This window comes from Kitasatospora sp. A2-31 (assembly GCF_022288725.1).
GTDB lineage: Bacteria > Actinomycetota > Actinomycetes > Streptomycetales > Streptomycetaceae > Kitasatospora.
In genome coordinates this window covers 1-16,752 of sequence record NZ_JAKNTA010000023.1, presented here as the reverse complement: position 1 = coordinate 16,752, position 16,752 = coordinate 1, and the positions used below count along the sequence as shown (strand labels likewise).

The following is a 16,752-nucleotide window of genomic DNA, read 5'->3' as shown; positions in this document are numbered from 1 at the left end:
CGCGCGGCACCCGCTCAGCCCGGCCCGGCGGTGACGTCCCGGCCGTCGACGAGCACCGCGGTGGAGGCCGTGCGGCAGGCCCGCCGCAGCGAGGCGAACCAGGCCGTCTGCTCCGGCTGCAGCTCCGGCAGCCACTCGTCGTAGGTCCGCCAGGCCCAGGCGTCGTGCTCCGCGCTGAGCCGCACCTCCCGGCCGGCCGCCACCGCACCGGCGTCGAACGCGAAGTCGATGACGGGGGGCCAGCCGTCCGCGGCGGAGCGGTAGTCGACCACGAGCGGGCGCAGCACCGCACTCAGACGGATGCCGGTCTCCTCGGCCGTCTCACGCCGCGCGGTGGCCACCGGGTCCTCACCCGGATCCCCGAGGCCGCCCGGCAGCTGCCACCACGCGGGATGACCGGGGTAGCCGCGGGCCTGGTGCAGCATCAGGATGCGGCCGGCGCCGTCGCTCAGCAGCACGGAGGCCGAGACGGCGTGCGGCGGCAGCGTGGCCGCGAACTCGGCCGGCGCGAGGAACGGAGCGAGGGTCGGGACGGCCACGGCAGGATCGCTCCTTCGATGGGTCGGGCGGAGGACGGGGCAGGCCGACCACGGCGCCCCAAGACGGCGACCCCGGCCACCGGCCGGCCCCGCACACCCCTACCGTAGCGTCTTGTGACCTTTCGACTGCGCTGGGTGCCTACGGGCCGGGTGGCCAGGCCGGGCGCCGGCCAGATCGCGCGCCCCTATTGCCCCGAAATGCGGAATTGCCGATCAATTGCCCCCTTGCGTTGAAATGTCATTCGGTGTTCCCTGGCCCCGGCGCCTCTCGTACGGCGTGCCGGAATTGGCGAAGCAATGCCCCCGGAATTCGAAGGAAGGTTCGCCTGGAGTGCTGGACGGTGCTGGCTGACTTCGCCCCGAACATGACCGCCTGGCACAGGAAGTGACGTCACAGAGCCTCGCTGGCGACCGCTTCCCGGAGCTGCGCAAATCCATTGCGACACTAGGGTGATTCGCGCGTTTGGTAATTGAAAGTTCGTAGATGCATATCTAGCGTGCGAAATAGATGAGGCCCCCGCCCGGATCTTGGAGAGAAGGGGGCGGGGGCCTCGTCCAGGACACCCCTGCTCAGCGACAGGAAGGTCTCATGACGAAGGATAAGCCGACACCCGAAGCACCCGCGGAAGGCAAGCCGCGTGTCCCCCGAACCACCGGCCGCCGCTACCGAAGGCTGCTGGCGCTGAAGGCCGCCGGCGGAGCGGCCTACGGCCTCGGCGCGGGAACCATCGGCCTGCTGTTCTGGTGGCTCAAGCGACTCGACTGACCGCTCCGCAGCGCCGCGGAACGGCATCCCCGCCCGTCCCCACGCACCAGCCTTGACGGCCCGCCCTACCGCGACGGGCCGTCAAGGGCCTTCGGGACCGCACCGAGCCCAGGCCTTTCCGTCGGGGGGTGCACGCTTGCGCCCACCGACCCGACCGGCCGCTACGCCTCCACCCGGTACCAGCCGTTGCCCATCCGGAACCACAGCACACCGCTGCGCCCGAACGCCCGGGTGCCGTCCAGCTCGCCGGGCAGGTCGAGCCGTTCCCGCCGCACTTCCCGCCACGCCCCGTCGACGCGGTGGCACCGCACCAGCTCGCCGGGGTGGCGCAGGAAGAGCGCCCGGTCACCCGTGACCGCGAACCCGGTCGGCAGGCGTACGGGCAGCGCCACCGTCGACGAGGTGCCGTCGAAGGGGTCGACCCGGGTGAGGAAGCTCCCCTTCTCCTGGGCGAGCCAGGCCAGCCAGACGGCCCGGCCCTCGGTGGCGGCCGCGATCCCGTCCTGCGGGTAGTCGGGGAGCTCCGCCCGCCGGGGCCGCCACAGCGAGCGGCCGGCGCTGTCCAGGCCCTGCAGGCCGTCCTGCGAAGCGGGGTGGTGGCCGTAGACGCCCTCCTCCCCGTAGGCGATCCAGATCCGCCCGGCCTGGTCGGTCACCATCGCCTGGACGTCCTCGCCGAGGGTGAACTCCCGCACCGGCCACCCGTCGGGGCCGTACACGACGGCGTTGCGCTCCCACCCGTCGGGCAGCTCGTCGGCGCAGGCGGCGGCCAGCAGGGTCCGGCCGCCGGGCAGCAGGGCGACGTGGTGCGGATGGACCGTGACCCCGGGCAGCGCCGTGCGCCACTCGCTCCCGCCCTCGACCGTCACCAGCTCGACGTCACAGGGCAAGGTCACGTAGCCGATCCCCTGCCGGACGGTCAGGTCCTCCTCGGACCCCAGCAACACGGCCAGCCGACCGTCCGGCCCGACCGTCCAGGCGAACACCCTGCGCCCTGCCGCGAACTCCCGCGCGGGCAGTCGCCACACCTCCACCGGTCCACTCACCCGCCCATGATCCCAGAGCCCCGTCCGGCCGTGACCACCGCACGGGCCCCGCGACCGCACGGGTGTGGCGTGGGAAGTCGGCCCCATCGACCTCCCGCGCCACCCCGGCGCCGGCCGTGCGAGAGCCCCGCCGCACAGGCCCGCGAAAACTTCTTCCGGCGGGCTGTCACATCCGGTGCGGGCGGCGGGTCAAAGGAGTGTTCGAGCAAGTGCAGCGAAGCGGGACGGGGCTCTTCCGCCGGCTTCCGTCCTCAGGAATCAGGGGTATCACCGTGTCTGTCGCCTACGTCGTCCTCGCCGTCGTCAGTGCCCTCTGGGTCGGCTTCTCCGGCTTCTCGCTGGCCCGCCGCGCCGAGTTCGTCACCCAGCCGCTCGTCGAGTACGGCGTGCCCCGCTCGTGGTGGACCCCGCTCGCGCTGGCCAAGCTCGCCGGCGCCGCCGGCCTGCTGGTCGGCCTCGCGATCCCCGCCATCGGCATCGCCGCCGCAGTCGGCCTGATCCTCTACTTCCTCGGCGCCGTCATCACCAACGTGCGGGCCCGCTCGTACAAGACCGTGCCCTTCCCGCTCCTGTACCTCGTCCCGGTCGCCGTCACCCTCGGCCTCGGCCTCGCCGCCTGACCCCGGACGTCGCCGCCGGGACGGCGGGGAGCACCCACCGGCGGTGCCGCCACGGACGCGGCACCGCCGGTGGCACGGCGCCGGCACCGCCGCGGCCCGCAGTCCGCGGCGTCGCCGGAAACCGCCCACCCACCCGCGCCGGTGTGATGATGTGGCCACCTGAGTCCGAGCCCGAGCCAGTCCAGGGAGACCGCCGTGTCCCGAACGCCGCAGGAGATCTTCCAGAGCTACGTCATGGCCGGGGCCATGAGCCGCGACGCCGACGCGCTCGCCGCGAACTTCACCGAGGACGCCGTCTTCGAGGCCCCGCTCGTGCCGCCCGGCGCCGCCTTCCCCAGGCGGCTGGTGGGCCGGGAGGAGATCCGCAGCGCGATGGCGGACTACTACGCGAAGCAGGCGCAGGACGGCGGCGGCCGCACCCCGAACCCGGCGAAGTCCGGGTACGTGCTGCACACCACCGCCGACCCCGACGTGTTCATCGCCGAGATCGACACCGTCTTCGACGGACCGGGGAACGGGACCGGGAACGGTGACGACGAGGTCGTCTCGCTGGTGCAGATCTTCCGCATCCGCGACGGGCGGATCGCCCGCCTGCGCGACTACTTCGCACCCCGACTGGTCGACTGACACCGCAACGGCCGCCCGCCCGCACCGGTACCCCGCCCGAAAGCGCCCCCGCAGTGCTCCAGCCGCACCGCCCGCGGATCACCCGGAGAGCCGGTGTGTCGGCGCGGGAACAGCCCGCGCGGCGCCCCGCCCGCTATCCAGGGCACATGCCGCTTTCACACCCCAGCACCCCCCACCCCCACAGCCGCCCCGCGGGACCGGCCGCCCGCCGCACCACCCGGCGACGCGCCGCGCACGGCCCTGCGGCATGCCGGTGAGGCGCCCGGGATCCCCCCGCCCCCGCTCCGTGCGCCCCGGCCCGGTGCGGACGCCCCGCCCCACGGCGGCGTCCGCACGCGGCGCGGGCCCGGTGCTGCGCCGCCTGTCCGACTACGCGTGGCGGCTGCTCGTCGTCGCCGCGGTCGGGTACCTGGTGCTGATGGTGCTGGGGCGCTTCCACCTGATCACCCTGGCCGGGTTCCTCGCCCTGGTGATCACCTCGGTGGTCCGCCCGCTGGTCGACCTGGCGGCGCGCGTCCTGCCCCGCCCGCTCGCCGTCCTGGTCGGGCTGGCCGTGGCGATCCTGGTCCCGGCCGGGCTGCTGGCCCTGATCGGCGAGAGCGTCGCGGACGACGTGTCCCGCCTGGCCAAGGAGTTCCAGGGCGGCCTGGACCGGCTGGAGAAACTGCTGGAGGGCGCACCCTTCCGCCTCGCACCGTCGACCTTCGACGACCTCCAGCGCAAGGTCTCCGACTTCGTCACCGAGCACCGCTCGACGCTGATCAGCACGGCCGTCAGCGGTGCCGGCCGGGTGTTCGAGATCGCGACCGGCGCCGCGCTCGCCCTCTTCATGTCGGTGTTCTTCCTGCACTCGGGGGAGCGGATGTGGCAGTGGGTCGCCCTCCAACTGCCGCCCGCCGCCCGCGACCACCTCGACCGGGGCGGCCGCGCGGGGTGGCGGACCTTCGCCGGCTACACCCGCGGCATCTTCATCGTCGCCGCCACCAACGCGATCATGGTCGGCATCTCCCTGTTCTTCCTCGGCGTGCCGCTCGCCCTGCCGCTGACCGTCCTCGAGTTCCTCGCCTCCTTCGTCCCCCTGGTCGGCTCGCCGATCGCGATGCTGATCGCCTCCCTCGTCGCCCTGGCCGCCCGCGGCCCGGTGATCGCGATCGTCGTCCTGCTGCTGATCGTGGTGATCGGCCAGATCGAGGGCCACCTGCTCCACCCGCTGGTGATGAGCTGGGCGGTCAGCCTCCACCCGGTCGTGGTCGCGATCTCCGTCCTCGCGGGCAGCATCGCCGCCGGCGTGATCGGCGCCGTGGTCGCCGTCCCCGCCGTCTCCGTCCTCTGGTCGGTCTACACCGAACTGCGCCGCCCCGGGCACACACCCCACCGGCCCGCACCGCCACGCCCCTCACCCTGACCACCCCGCCCCCCGCCGGCCGCCGGCCCGGTTCGCCCCCGCACCGGGCAAGGCAACCGTCGGCCGTCGGCCCAGGGTGGCGCAGCGGCCCGCAGCGCCGTCCTGCGCTCAACCTGCCGGTGGGAGGTCGGGTGGACCGAGCCGGGTGAGGGCGGCGTACAGGAGCCTCTCGGCGAGATCGGCACTGTGCAGGGTGTCGTCCTCCGTTGTCAACTTGACCCGGCCCTAAAGGATCGGGTTTGTGAGTAGGGCGCGACTGGCTGTCGCGTGGCCTCCCACGTCTGAGAGCTGCCGTCAGGCTGGCTCTGGGACGCATGACTGACGCCCCGCTGTCCACGCAGCAGCGCCGCGAGCGGCGATGTTGCGGGAGCCGTTGAGGTCCGCGTGCATCATGACGCCGCAGGCGCGGCACGCGAACTCGCATTGGTTCGCCCGGTTCTTCCGGTCGATGTGTCCGCACTCGGAGCATGTCTGGCTGGTGTACGCCGGATCGACGTACACCAGCGGCACGCCAGCGCGCTTGGCCTTGTACTCGATGTACTGGCCGAGCTGGTGGAAGCTCCACGAGTGCAGAGAGGTCCGCTGGTCCTTGCGGAGCCGTACCCTCTGGCGGATGCCGCTCAGGTCTTCCAGAGCGACACCGCGTGAGGTGCGTTCAGCGGTGGTGACGATGGTCTTGGAGATGCAGTGGTTGACGTCCGCCGCGTAGCGGGCTTCCTTACGGGCGCGCTTCTTGAGCAGTCGCTTTGCGGACTTGGTGCCCTTGGCCTGCAACGTCTTCCGCAGGTCGAGCTGACGCTTGCGGTGGCGGTTCAGGCCGCGCCCGGCGTGGCGGGTGCCGTCGCTGGTGGTGGCGATGTTGACGATGCCGAGATCGACTCCGAGGAACCCATCCGGGTTCTCGTTGAGCGGCTTCTCGGGCACGTCGCAGACGGCGATCAGGTAGAACGCGCCGTCGCGCTCGATCAGGTCACTCTCGCCCTTGCGGTGGTCGCGCAGAGTCTTGAGAGCGTCCGGCGAGCACGCGAACCGCACGCCCTTGAGTCGCCCGGACATGGTCCAGATGGACACGGTCTGCTGGTCGTACTGCCAGCTCAAACAGCGGTCGTCGTAGGGCTGCGCGGCCTCGGGGCGGAAGGCGATCGGCTTGGTCTCGGCCTTGGTCCGGCGCTTGCTGCCGGGCTTGCCAAGGTTCCCGGCCCGCATGTTCGCCTTCAACGTGGTGTAGGCGTCACGAGTCTTCTTGATCACGTGCTGCGCGGCCTGCGCCCCGATTCCACGGGCCTTCAACTTTGCGTAGGTGTGCTTGCGCAGCTCGTACTCACGCGGGACATCGTGCTCGAAGGCGATGCCGGACACCCAGCACGCGGCCTCGTTGAGCGTGCGCAGGGTGGAGCGCAGCGCGGCGGCCTGGTCGGCCTCCGGCATCAGCTTCACCTGCGTCACGATCTTCATGAATGGCAAGTATGGCCGCCAGCTGACGCTCCTGCCCCGCGAACAGCAACAAGTCCTTTGGCGGCGCCGCCAAGAGCAGCAGACCGAGGGCTGGAAGAAGCGGTACGACGTCCGGGCCGGTGTCGAGGGCACGATCTCGCAGGCTGTCCGCCGGACCGGCATCCGCCGCACCCGTTACACCGGACTGCCCAAGACCCACCTCGGCAACGTACTCGCCGCCACCGCGATCAACCTCATCCGGCTCAACGCCTGGCTCACCGACACCCCACTCGGCATGACCCGCACTTCACACCTGGCCACGCTCGACCTGGCAGCTTGATCGTCTACCCGGTTTGCGAATTTCCCGACGGAGTCCTAATGGGCCGGGGTTCCTCGCAAGATCCCGCTGAAAAGGCGGTTCGGGGCGGCGCCGGCCGCGAGCCGGGCCACGGTGCTCCTGCTCACCCCTGTTGGCCGCCGACCACGTCGCCGTGTCCTACGGCCCGAGCTCCGCCGGCGTCCGCCGCCACCCTGCCGCCCGCGCCTCCACCCGGCGATCTCCCGTACAGAAGAAGCGGGAAGTGTACAGTTCTGTACATGAGTGACACCCTGCCGATCACGGAGGCCCGGGCCTGCCTGGGGTCGCTGGTGCGGCGTGCTTCCCACGCCCGCGAGCGCATCACCATCACCGACCACGGCCAGCCCGCCGCGGTTCTCATCAACCCCCAGGAGCTCGCTGAGCTGGAGGACGCCCTCGCCCTGGCCCAGTACCGGGTGCGCCAGGCGGCGGGCGAGACGACGGGCGTGCCGCACGAGCAGGTCCGCGCCCGGCTCGGCCTGGGGCCCTCCACTTGAGCTACACGATCATCTGGGACGAGCCGGCCATCAACGCCGCCGCCCGGTTCCTCAACGACGACCCCGAGGGCCTGCGGCAGGTCATGGACTCCGTCGACCTGCTCGCCGACTCCCCGCGCCCGGCAGGCACTGCGGAGTACGGCTCGCCCGACCTGCGCAGGATGCACATCGGACGCTACCGCGTGCTGTACGAGATCACCGGGACCACCGTCACGATCGTCGTGATCCACCTCGGCCGGATCGGCTGACCGGCCGACCCGGCCCGGACAGCCGGAAGGCCCGGCTGGTGAACGTCGGAACGCCGGTGTCCCGCCGGGGGAGTGGTGCCGCTCCAGGGCGGCGGTTGCGGCCTCGGCGAGCCCGACGTCCACGGTGGCCGCGTCGTCGAGGCGGGCGCGGCGATGGCCGGGTTGCCGAGGGCCCGCGCGAGTGCGATCCGGCCCCGCCCCCCACCCCTGTCCCGGACCGCGGTCGGCCGGGCACCGTTCATCCACGGTGCCCGGCCGGCGTGCGGGGGCGGGGTCAGGCGAGTGCCCGCAGGGCGGTGGTGGCGAAGGCGTGGTCCTGTTCGGGGGGCGCCGCCGCCGATGCCGAGGGCGCCGATCAGGCGGCCGTCGCGGTGGACGGGCAGGCCGCCGGCGATGAACAGCAGCGGGCGATCCAGGGCGGTGGGCAGGGTGTGGAACGGGGCGCCGGGCTGGACGGCGGCGGTCAGGTCGGCGGTCGGGGCGTCGAGCTGGAGGGCGGTGTAGGCCTTGCGGGTGCTGGTCTCGCCGGAGATCAGCACGGCGCGGTCGTCGCGGCGGAAGGCGAGCAGGTGCCCGCCGGCGTCCAGGACGGTGATGCTGACCGGGACTCCGGCCGCCTCGGCGGCGGTGCGGGCGGCGGCGAGCAGCGTCTCGGCGTCGGCGGTGGTGAGCGGGACGACGGCGGCGGCGGTGTGCGGGGTGGCGGTGGTGGTGCTCATGGCTTGTGCTTTCCGGGAGAGGGGAGGGGGAAGGGGGAAGGGGGCTCAGTGGTGGACGGGGATCGCAGCAGGACGAGCGACGGCCTCACGCCCGGACGCCGTCTGCCCGGACGCCGTCGCCGCCGCCGCGTCCGTGGTCTGGCCGGCGGGGGTGCGGCGCTCCAGGGCGGCGGACCAGAGGGCGAGGGCGAGGGCGGAGGCGGCGAGCAGGGCGCCGACCCAGTTCGGGGCGGTGTAGCCGAGGCCGGCGGAGATGACGGTCCCGCCGAGCCAGGCCGCCAGTGCGTTGCCGAGGTTGAACGCGCCGATGTTGACGGCCGAGGCCAGGGTGGGGGCGCCGTGCGCCTGGTCGAGGACGCGCTTCTGCAGCGGCGGGACGGTGGCGAAGCCGAGCCCGCCCACCAGCAGCACGGTCACCGCGGCGAGGGCCTTGTGGTGGGCGGTGAGGGTGAACAGCGCCAGCACGAGGGCGAGTCCGCCGAGCGTGACGTACAGCAGCGGCATCAGCTTGCGGTCGGCGAACCTGCCGCCGATCAGGTTGCCCAGGAACATGCCGACGCCGAACAGCACCAGCAGCCAGGTCACCGCGCCGTCGGAGTAGCCGGCGACGTGGGTCATCATCGGGGCGATGTAGGTGATCGCGGCGAAGACGCCGCCGAAGCCCAGGACGGTCATCGCCATCGCGAGCAGCACCTGCGGGTTGCGGAACGCGCCCAGTTCCCGGCGCAGGTGGGCGCCCTGCGGGCGCGGCACGGCGGGTACCAGCCTGGCGACGCCGAGCAGGCCCACCACGCCGAGCGCGGCGACGCCGGCGAAGGTGGTGCGCCAGCCGAAGGTCTGGCCGAGGAAGGTACCCAGCGGCACGCCGACGATGTTGGCGACGGTGAGGCCGGTGAACATGGTGGCGATGGCGCCGGCCTTCTTCTGCGGGGCGACCAGGTCGGCGGCGACGACCGAACCGATGCCGAAGAACGCGCCGTGGGCGAGTGAGGCCACGATGCGCCCGGCGAGCATCACGCCGAGGCTCGGGGCGAGCGCGGAGAGCAGGTTGCCGACGGTGAACAGGCCCATCAGCAGCATCAGCATCGTCTTGCGGCCGATTCTGGTGCCGAGCACGGTCATCAGCGGCGCGCCGAGGACGACGCCGACGGCGTAGCCGGTGACGAGGAGACCGGCGCTGGGGATGGACACGCCGTAGTCGCCGGCGATCTCGGGCAGCAGGCCCATGATGACGAACTCGGTGGTGCCGATCCCGAAGGCTCCGATGGCCAGGGCGAGGAGCGCGAGGGGCATGACGCGACCTTCCATACGATTGCTACTGCGTCTTACGTGCTTCGACAATAGTTGCATGCGCTCCATATTGTCCACCGCGGTTATTTCTGGATTGGGCGTATCCTGGACTCCTGCCGTCCCGACGTCGTCCCCGGAAGGAGGCCCGCGCCCATGGCCGCCACGGATCCCGCGCTGACCGCCCTCGCCAACGGCTGGGCCGCCCTCTCCCTCCTGCACGGCCGGATCGAGGCGCACATCGAGCGGGCCCTGCAGTCCCGGCACGACCTGAGCGTGCGCGAGTACTCGCTGCTCGACGTGCTCAGCCGCCAGCACGACGGCGTGGGCGGGCACCTGCAGATGAACCAGGTCGCCGACGCGGTCGTCCTCAGCAAGAGCGCCACCACCCGCCTGGTCACCCGCCTGGAGGACCGCGGCCTGCTCGCCCGCTACCTGTGCCCCACCGACCGCCGCGGCATCTACACCGACGTGAGCCCGGCGGGCCTGGAGCTGCTGGAGCAGGCCCGGCCCACCAACGACGCCGCCCTGCGGGAGGCGCTCGACGACGCCGCCCGCAACCCCGAGCTGGCCCCCATGGTCAAGGCCGTCGAAGCGGCGGACCCCCCGTCCGCGCCTCCGCGGTCCTGACCGCCGTCACCCCCGACCGGGCGCCACGGCCCGCCCCCTGGCCCACCGCCTCACCGTGCCTGACGCACGGTCAAAATCAGTCGCAGCGCCGGCGAACAGCCCCAGGGCAGGCCCACCGGCCCACCGGCCCACCGGCCCACCGGCCCACCGGCCCGGCGGCCCGGCCGCCCAGGCCGCCGGCGCCTACGGCCGCACGCCGTCGATCGCGATCCGCAGCTGCCGGGGCCCGCGTAGCACCGCGTTGGTGCGGTACGGCGGCGGATCCTCCACCAGCCGCGGCCGCTCCAGCCGGCGGGCCAGCTCGGACAGCGCCAGCTGCGCCTCCAGCCGGGCCAGCGGCGCCCCGAAACAGCTGTGGATGCCGCTGCCCAGACCCAGGTGCTGGATGTCCACCCGGTCCGGGTCGAAGCGGTCCGGGTCCGCGAACCGCTTCGGGTCCCGGTTGGCGGCGGCCAGCATCAGCCAGATCGAGGACCCCTTGGGGATGGTCGTGCCGGCGAACTCGATGTCGGTGATCGGCGTGCGGTTGGGCAGCATCTGCACCGGCGGCTCGTACCGCAGCAGTTCCTCCACCAGCGGCACCGCCAGCCGCGCGTCGGCACGCAGCCGCTCCAGCACCTGCGGGTGGCGCAGCAGGGTGAGCATGCCGTTGGTGATCAGGTTGACGGTCGTCTCGTGGCCGGCGATGAGCAGCAGCGCGGCGGTGCTGAGCACCTCCATGTTGCTCATCCGGCTCTCGGGGGCGTCGCCGGAAGCGAGTTGGGAGAGCATGTCGTCGCCGGGCGACTTGCGGCGTTCCTCGATCAGGCCGTTGAGGTAGAGGCCGAGCTCGATCCGGGCCTGTTGGGCGATGCGGTCGCGCTCGGTGACGTCCTGGCCGGGCTGGGGGTCGAGGGTTGCGACGAGGGTGTCGGCCCAGCCGTGGAAGCGGCTCTCGTCCTCGCGGGGGACGCCCAGCAGGCGGCAGATCACGGTCACCGGGAACGGGTAGGAGAAGCGCTCGACGAGGTCGATCTCGTCGCCGTCCAGGGCGTCGGTCAGGTCGGTGACGATGGTCTGCAGCTCGCCGCGCATGCCGTCGATGCGGTGGGGGCTGTGCGGGGGGCCGAAGGGCCGGTTGGTGATGGCCCGCAGCCGGTCGTGCTCGGGCGGGTCCAGGCGCAGGAAGTTGGGCGGCAGCGTGCCGCCCTCGTCGCCGTCCTCCTGCCCGGGCAGCTCCGTGGTCGCCGTCCGGTTGCGGCGCTCGGAGCTGATCCGCGGATCGTGCAGCAGCGCGCGCACCGCGTGGTAGCCGCCGATCACGTACGGGCCGGTCTCGTCGTGGTGGACCGGCTTCTCGCGCAGCCGCGCGTACAGGGGGTACGGGTCGTGGCGGTTGGAGTAGTCGGTGATCTGCTGCAGCAGCGTGAGGTCGGTCATCGGGGGTCCTCGGGTTCGTGGGGCACCCCGCGCTCCGCGTGGGCGCTGGTCGCCGGGTGCGCCGCGGGGGCCGGGTGCGCCGCGTGGGCGGGTGCGCCGTGGGCTGGGTGCGTCGCGTGGGCGCCGGGCACGCCGGTCAGGCCCGGCCGGGGGTGAAGCCCACGGTCCGGTCGGCCGGGGAGTAGCCGCTGACGGTGACCGTGGGGCCGTGCGTGGGCACGGACGGGTCGGGGAAGCCGGCCGGCCGCGGCTCGCCGCCCTCCCGGGGCCGGTCCATGGTCGGGAACGCGGGCGGGAACGGCGCGGTGCGTTCGATCAGGTCCTCGTAGAACTGGAGCCAGCGGCCGTGGTCGAAGGTGACCGCGCCGATCACCCGCCCCTGGTGCCCGTACACGGCGGTGAAGCGCCGCTCGGCGAGCGACCCCTGGGTGACCACGATCTCCTCGCCCATCGACGGCACCCCGACCGACTTGATGTTCACCCCGAACTGGGAGGACCAGAACGCCGGCACCCACAGGTGCGGCAGCCGCTGCGACGCGGTGCTGATCATGTTGTGCGCGGCGATCTCCGCCTGCGCGACGGCGTTGCCCCAGTGCTCCAGGGAGAGGAACTGGTAGCCGAACAGCGGGTGCGGCGAACGCGCCACGTCCCCGGCCACGAACACGTCGTCGGTGACGATGCCGCGCACGTCGAACGCCCGGCAGCCGGCGTCGCAGGCGATCCCGCGCGGGCCGGCGCCCAGCCCCGAACCGGCGAGCCAGTCGGTGTTGCGGATCGCCCCGAGCGAGACGACCACGACGTCCGCCTCCACGGTCGTGCCGTCCGACAGGGCCGCGGAGCGGACCCGGCCCGACGCGTCCCCCTCCAGGGCCGTGACGGTGACCGAGCACCGCAGGTCGACCCCGGCGTCGAGGTGCATCCGCGACGCCACCTCGCCGATCACCCCGCCCAGCGCGCCCACCAGCGGCGCCGACCCGCGCTCGGCGACGGTGACGGGCAGGCCGCGCTCCCGGCACGCGGAGGCGATCTCCGAACCGGTGAACCCGGCCCCGATCACCAGCACCCGGCGCGGCCCCGCCTGCAGCCGGCGCTCCAGCGCGGCCGCGTCGTCGCGCCCGCGCAGCACGAACACGCCGTCCAGGGCGGCCTGCGCCTCGAACGGCCAGGGGCGGGCCCGCACCCCGGTCGCGATCAGCAGCCGGTCGTACTCCACCTCGTCGCCGTCGGCCAGCCGCACCCGGTGCGCGGCCATGTCCAGCCCGGTCGCCGCGTTGCCCAGCCGCCAGTGCGCGTCCACCTTCCGCCGGCGCGGCAGCGCGGTCTGCTCGGCGGACGCCAGGCCCAGCAGCACCTGCTTGGACAGCGGCGGCCGGTCGTACGGGCCGTACGGCTCGTCGCCGACCACCGTCAGCGACCCCGTGAAGCCGCCGTCCCGCAGCGTCTCCGCCGCCCGCAGCCCGGCCAGGGAGGCGCCCACGATCACGATGCGGCCCTCGCGCCGCAATTGCTCCAGCCAGCCGTCCCGGTTCACCGCCCACCATCCCCGTGGCCGCCGGTGCCGTCGGCGAGCGCGCCGGCGGGCAGCGTGCGCCGCCCGTCCTGCCCGTCGTCGACCAGGATCGCCTGCACCGGGCAGGCCGCGACCGCCTGCGCGAGCCGCTCCCGCTGCTCGGCGCCGGCCTGCGGGACGTAGAGCAGCGCCTCGTCCCCGTGCATCCGGAAGACGTCGGGCGCCAGGAACGCGCACTGTGCGTACCCCTGGCAACGATTGAGATCAACGACCACCCTCACCGGGGCACCACCCTCACCAACGCGGTCACCGTCCACGTCAGCCTCTGCCACCCGGCCCGCCCCCGCCCGCCGAAGCACCCCCATCGAGTGACCCCGGCCGGGCGTCACGCGGGGCGGGCGCCCCCGCTCGCGGGCGCGGTGCCGAGGTGCGCGTCGTCCGCGTCGCCCGCGTCGTCCACGTCGTCCGCGTCGTCCGCGTCGTCCATCCGGCCGCCCGTCCATCGGTGAGTGGTTGTTTCGCGTCCAGACCGGCGGGAAGTCGCTTGGCACGCCGCCGGAGCGCCGAAGCTGGGCCCGGCGGGCCGGTGGCGGCGCCCCCGTTCCACCCGATCCGGGTGAACGGTCCGTAGAGGCGCGCCGGAGGCACGGACGACGTCGTGCCGACTTCGCGAGGCGGACCCTTGCGCCGTCTCATCACCGCCGTACCGCAGTCATGCAACGGCAAGAGGGAAGTCCTCATGAAAGCAGCGGTATACGAAGGACCGTGGACGGTCACAGTGCAGGACGTGCCGGACGCGGAGATCGAACATCCCTGCGACATCATCGTCAAGATCACCACCACCAACATCTGCGGCTCGGACCTGCACATGTACGAGGGCCGCACCTCGTTCGAGACCGGCAGGACGTTGGGCCACGAGAACATGGGCCAGGTCGTGGAGGTCGGCTCGGCCGTCCGTAAGGTCCAGGTCGGCGATTACGTGGTCCTGCCCTTCAACATCGCCTGCGGCTTCTGCAAGCAGTGCGAGCGGGGGCTGACCAACTACTGCCTGACCATGCAGCCCGAACCCGCCCTTGCGGGAGCCGCCTACGGATTCGCCGACATGGGTCCCTACCAGGGCGGCCAGGCGGAACTGCTGCGCGTGCCCTACGGCGACTTCAACGCCCTGCGTCTGGGCGAGGACGCCGCCGAACGGCAGACCGACTACGTGATGCTCGCCGACATCTTCCCCACCGGCTACCACGCCACCGAGATGGCTCAGGTCAAGCCGGGTGACCAGACGATCATCTTCGGAGCCGGTCCCGTCGGGCTGATGGCGGCCTACTCGGCCCTCCTCAGGGGTGCCGGCCGTGTCTGGGTGGCCGACCACCAGGGCGACCGGCTGCGCAAGGCGGAGGAGATCGGGGCCATCGCGATCAACACCGCCGAGCAGGACCCGGCGGAGGTCGTCAAGGAGGCCACCCTCGGTCTCGGTGCCGACAACGGCTGTGAATGCGTCGGCTACCAGGCGCACGACCCCCAGGGGGAGGAGGATGCCAGCCTCACCCTCAACGGGCTGATCGACTCGGTCAGGTTCACGGGCGACATCGGCGTGGTGGGCGTGTTCCTGCCCGAGGACCCCGGCGGCGCGGAGGCCCAGGGAGAGTTGGAGGCGCAGGGCAAGGTCCCGATCGACTTCGGGATGATGTGGTTCAAGGGCCAGCGCATGGGGACCGGGCAGGCACCGGTGAAGAAGTACAACCGGGCGCTGCGGGACCTGATCGCCGGCGGGAAGGCGACGCCGAGCTTCGTCGTCTCCCACGAACTCAGCCTGGACGAGGCCCCCACCGCGTACGAGCACTTCGACGCCCGTGACGAGGGCTGGACCAAGGTGGTCCTGCATCCCGACGGACACGGCAACGGCCACAAGCGCTGAACGCGACGAATGTCCCGCGCGTCCGGGTACCGCCCGGCCGCCGCCCGCAGTTGGGCCACTGCGGCCGCGGCGACCGGGTACGGGCGCTCCGCCGGCAGCAGGACCCGAGCGGCGTCCACCTTCGAATCACCACTGCGGCCCGGGCACCCGCGCCACCCGGATGCAGACATGCAGCCCGATGAACGGCTACGCAATGTCGCGGCCAGGGCCAACGTCGCCTGCTGAGCATGGCCTCCGGGGGGCGCACCCCGTCGAGATCGACTTACTCCCGATCCTTGGCGGCGGCGCGGGCCGCGGTTCAGGCCGCAGCGCGGAAGACGTACGCCGTCATCGGGGCGGTGACCGGCCCCGGACCCAGCCGGGCCATCATCTCCTCGATGACGGTGGCGCGGACGGCCGGACCGTCGCCGCGCTCCTCAACGGCCTCGCGCACCGGTGTTCCGGTGAGGTACCCGGCGGCAAGGTCGGCGATCGACGCAGCCCGGCCCTGAAGTGTCAGCTCCTGCTCCTCCTCGACGGCGAACCCGGCGGCCGCCAGATCGGCGGCCACGACAGCGGGGTCGGCGTAGCCGTGCGGAACCGTCCGGAAGAACTGCGGCGGGTCGACCGGAAGGGCCCGCTCCAGCCCGGCCTGCAGCGCGACTTCGAAGGCGTGCGCCCCAAGCGAGCCCCAGGTATTGAACAGGAACCTGCCGCCCGGAGAGAGGACCCGGCGGACCTCGTTGAAGGCCCCGATGCGGTCAGGAAAGAACATCACACCAAACTGGCAGGCCACCAGGTCGAAGCCTTCGTCCGGGAACGGCAGCCGCTGCGCGTCGGCCTGCCGCCATACTGCGCCCGGGGACCGAGCCGCCCCGAGAGCGACCATGGCCTCGTTCAGGTCGGTGGCCGTCACCTTGGCCGACGGTGCCGCCGCGAGCAGGGCAGACGTGAAGACTCCGGTCCCTGCAGCCAGTTCGAGGACTCGCCGAGGGCGGAGTGCCGCCGCCCTGGCAGCCAGGTCCCGGGCGAAAGGCCGGAAGACCACCGGCACGAGGTACTGCTCATAGGCCGCCGACATGGACTCGGACCACCGGTCGGCTTTGATTCCCGCCACCCTCACCACAGTAGCGTCACGTTAGGGAACCTCTTCCTCGCCGCGCCGCCCGTGCCCTGGAGCCTGCCCCGCCTGACAACGTAACAGGGCAAACACATTCTCTGGCGCGGCACCAGGACGCCCCGGGTGACGCCGAAGCGAGCGACCGATTCTCGGATGTTCTCCCGCGTCGGCCGAAAGCCCCGCCCGTCCCTGGTCCCGCCGGCGGGCACCCGGACGACACGGCGGCTCAGCGAATACGCCGGTCGCCGCTCGCGGCCGCGGCGAGGGCGGCCAGGGCTGTTGCCGTGGTGAAGACCCGGTGGTGGTCGAGGTGGACGGGGCCGGCGTCGGCGACGGCCCACGGCCGGTGGACGGCCGGTGTGGTCAGCCGCAGATGGGCCGACGCCGGCCAGGAGCCGTCACGCTCCTGACGGTCCATCAACTCACCCAGCGCGTCACGCGGTGGGACGATCCCCAGAGTGAGCCGGCAACGCAGCAGCAGCGCCGACTCGAAGGCCCCGTCCGGTACGTAGCGGCGCACCGCCTCGCGCGTCGGCGCGAGTGCCCGGGCCAGGGTCCCGCCCGCGAGGTGCGCACGGGCCGGGCCGGTCAGGAAGTCGAGGGACAGGGCCGTCGGGTAGAGGGGGGTGAGCC

At 72.7% G+C, this 16,752-nt stretch carries 18 protein-coding genes and 1 pseudogene; 9 read left to right on the top strand and 10 right to left on the bottom strand.

Annotated features, from left to right (window positions below; all coding sequences use genetic code 11):
- Positions 1-14: 14 nt before the first annotated feature.
- On the bottom strand, positions 15-539 hold the full coding sequence (locus tag MCM47_RS36225; RefSeq protein WP_238951273.1) for an NUDIX hydrolase: 525 nt from the start codon (positions 537-539) through the stop codon (positions 15-17).
- Between the two features lie 589 nt (positions 540-1,128).
- On the opposite strand from MCM47_RS36225, the gene MCM47_RS36220 reads away from it, so the two are divergent.
- Complete coding sequence (locus tag MCM47_RS36220; protein WP_238951272.1) at positions 1,129-1,305, top strand: hypothetical protein; 177 nt, start codon at positions 1,129-1,131, stop codon at positions 1,303-1,305.
- A 161-nt stretch (positions 1,306-1,466) separates the two neighbouring features.
- Here MCM47_RS36220 and MCM47_RS36215 read toward each other — a convergent pair whose 3' ends face one another.
- Positions 1,467-2,351 (bottom strand): hypothetical protein, encoded by an 885-nt coding sequence (locus MCM47_RS36215; protein WP_238951271.1) that lies wholly within the window; start codon positions 2,349-2,351, stop codon positions 1,467-1,469.
- A 272-nt stretch (positions 2,352-2,623) separates the two neighbouring features.
- On the opposite strand from MCM47_RS36215, the gene MCM47_RS36210 reads away from it, so the two are divergent.
- From MCM47_RS36210 to MCM47_RS36200, 3 genes are all read left to right on the top strand, one after another.
- Positions 2,624-2,971, top strand: coding sequence for a DoxX family protein (locus tag MCM47_RS36210; protein WP_238951270.1), 348 nt, complete (start codon positions 2,624-2,626; stop codon positions 2,969-2,971).
- 195 nt (positions 2,972-3,166) lie between these two features.
- The gene (locus MCM47_RS36205; RefSeq protein ID WP_238951269.1) at positions 3,167-3,598 is read left to right on the top strand and encodes a nuclear transport factor 2 family protein; all 432 of its coding nucleotides are present in this window, start codon (positions 3,167-3,169) and stop codon (positions 3,596-3,598) included.
- Positions 3,599-3,947: 349 nt separating this feature from the next.
- Positions 3,948-5,003 (top strand): AI-2E family transporter, encoded by a 1,056-nt coding sequence (locus MCM47_RS36200; protein ID WP_308222595.1) that lies wholly within the window; start codon positions 3,948-3,950, stop codon positions 5,001-5,003.
- A gap of 294 nt (positions 5,004-5,297) precedes the next feature.
- Here the strand turns inward: MCM47_RS36200 and MCM47_RS36195 are convergent, their stop codons facing one another.
- Positions 5,298-6,458 (bottom strand): transposase, encoded by a 1,161-nt coding sequence (locus tag MCM47_RS36195; protein ID WP_238951267.1) that lies wholly within the window; start codon positions 6,456-6,458, stop codon positions 5,298-5,300.
- Here MCM47_RS36195 and MCM47_RS36190 point away from each other — a divergent pair.
- From MCM47_RS36190 to MCM47_RS36180, 3 genes are all read left to right on the top strand, one after another.
- Positions 6,457-6,777 (top strand): transposase, encoded by a 321-nt coding sequence (locus MCM47_RS36190; RefSeq protein ID WP_238951266.1) that lies wholly within the window; start codon positions 6,457-6,459, stop codon positions 6,775-6,777. The genes MCM47_RS36195 and MCM47_RS36190 overlap by 2 nt on opposite strands.
- 257 nt (positions 6,778-7,034) lie before the next feature.
- On the top strand, positions 7,035-7,292 hold the full coding sequence (locus tag MCM47_RS36185) for a type II toxin-antitoxin system Phd/YefM family antitoxin (protein WP_238951265.1): 258 nt from the start codon (positions 7,035-7,037) through the stop codon (positions 7,290-7,292).
- A complete protein-coding gene (locus MCM47_RS36180) occupies positions 7,289-7,540 on the top strand; it encodes a type II toxin-antitoxin system RelE/ParE family toxin (RefSeq protein ID WP_238951264.1) in 252 nt (83 codons plus the stop codon). The genes MCM47_RS36185 and MCM47_RS36180 overlap by 4 nt, the downstream gene beginning before the upstream one ends.
- A gap of 274 nt (positions 7,541-7,814) precedes the next feature.
- On the opposite strand, the pseudogene MCM47_RS36175 reads toward MCM47_RS36180, so the two are convergent.
- Positions 7,815-8,259, bottom strand: a pseudogene (locus MCM47_RS36175) (heme-binding protein).
- Positions 8,260-8,304: 45 nt separating this feature from the next.
- Complete coding sequence (locus tag MCM47_RS36170) at positions 8,305-9,552, bottom strand: MFS transporter (RefSeq protein ID WP_238951263.1); 1,248 nt, start codon at positions 9,550-9,552, stop codon at positions 8,305-8,307.
- 150 nt (positions 9,553-9,702) lie between these two features.
- On the opposite strand from MCM47_RS36170, the gene MCM47_RS36165 reads away from it, so the two are divergent.
- Positions 9,703-10,176 carry a MarR family winged helix-turn-helix transcriptional regulator gene (locus MCM47_RS36165; protein ID WP_238951262.1) on the top strand — a complete coding sequence of 158 codons (474 nt, stop codon included), beginning with the start codon at positions 9,703-9,705 and terminating at the stop codon, positions 10,174-10,176.
- Positions 10,177-10,359: 183 nt separating this feature from the next.
- Here MCM47_RS36165 and MCM47_RS36160 read toward each other — a convergent pair whose 3' ends face one another.
- From MCM47_RS36160 to MCM47_RS36150, 3 genes are all read right to left on the bottom strand, one after another.
- Positions 10,360-11,595 (bottom strand): cytochrome P450, encoded by a 1,236-nt coding sequence (locus MCM47_RS36160; protein ID WP_238951261.1) that lies wholly within the window; start codon positions 11,593-11,595, stop codon positions 10,360-10,362.
- 136 nt (positions 11,596-11,731) lie between these two features.
- The gene (locus MCM47_RS36155) at positions 11,732-13,126 is read right to left on the bottom strand and encodes an FAD-dependent oxidoreductase (protein ID WP_238951260.1); all 1,395 of its coding nucleotides are present in this window, start codon (positions 13,124-13,126) and stop codon (positions 11,732-11,734) included.
- Positions 13,123-13,386 (bottom strand): ferredoxin, encoded by a 264-nt coding sequence (locus MCM47_RS36150; RefSeq protein WP_238951259.1) that lies wholly within the window; start codon positions 13,384-13,386, stop codon positions 13,123-13,125. Before MCM47_RS36150 ends, MCM47_RS36155 begins: the two co-directional genes overlap by 4 nt.
- 458 nt (positions 13,387-13,844) lie before the next feature.
- Between MCM47_RS36150 and MCM47_RS36145 the strand changes: the two genes are divergently transcribed.
- Complete coding sequence (locus tag MCM47_RS36145; protein ID WP_238951258.1) at positions 13,845-15,020, top strand: glutathione-independent formaldehyde dehydrogenase; 1,176 nt, start codon at positions 13,845-13,847, stop codon at positions 15,018-15,020.
- A gap of 298 nt (positions 15,021-15,318) precedes the next feature.
- On the opposite strand, the gene MCM47_RS36140 is transcribed toward MCM47_RS36145, so the two are convergent.
- Both MCM47_RS36140 and MCM47_RS36135 read right to left on the bottom strand, forming a co-directional pair.
- A complete protein-coding gene (locus MCM47_RS36140) occupies positions 15,319-16,080 on the bottom strand; it encodes a class I SAM-dependent methyltransferase (protein ID WP_238951305.1) in 762 nt (253 codons plus the stop codon).
- 265 nt (positions 16,081-16,345) lie between these two features.
- On the bottom strand, positions 16,346-16,752 hold a 407-nt coding region (locus tag MCM47_RS36135; RefSeq protein ID WP_238951257.1), incomplete at its 5' end, for a hypothetical protein.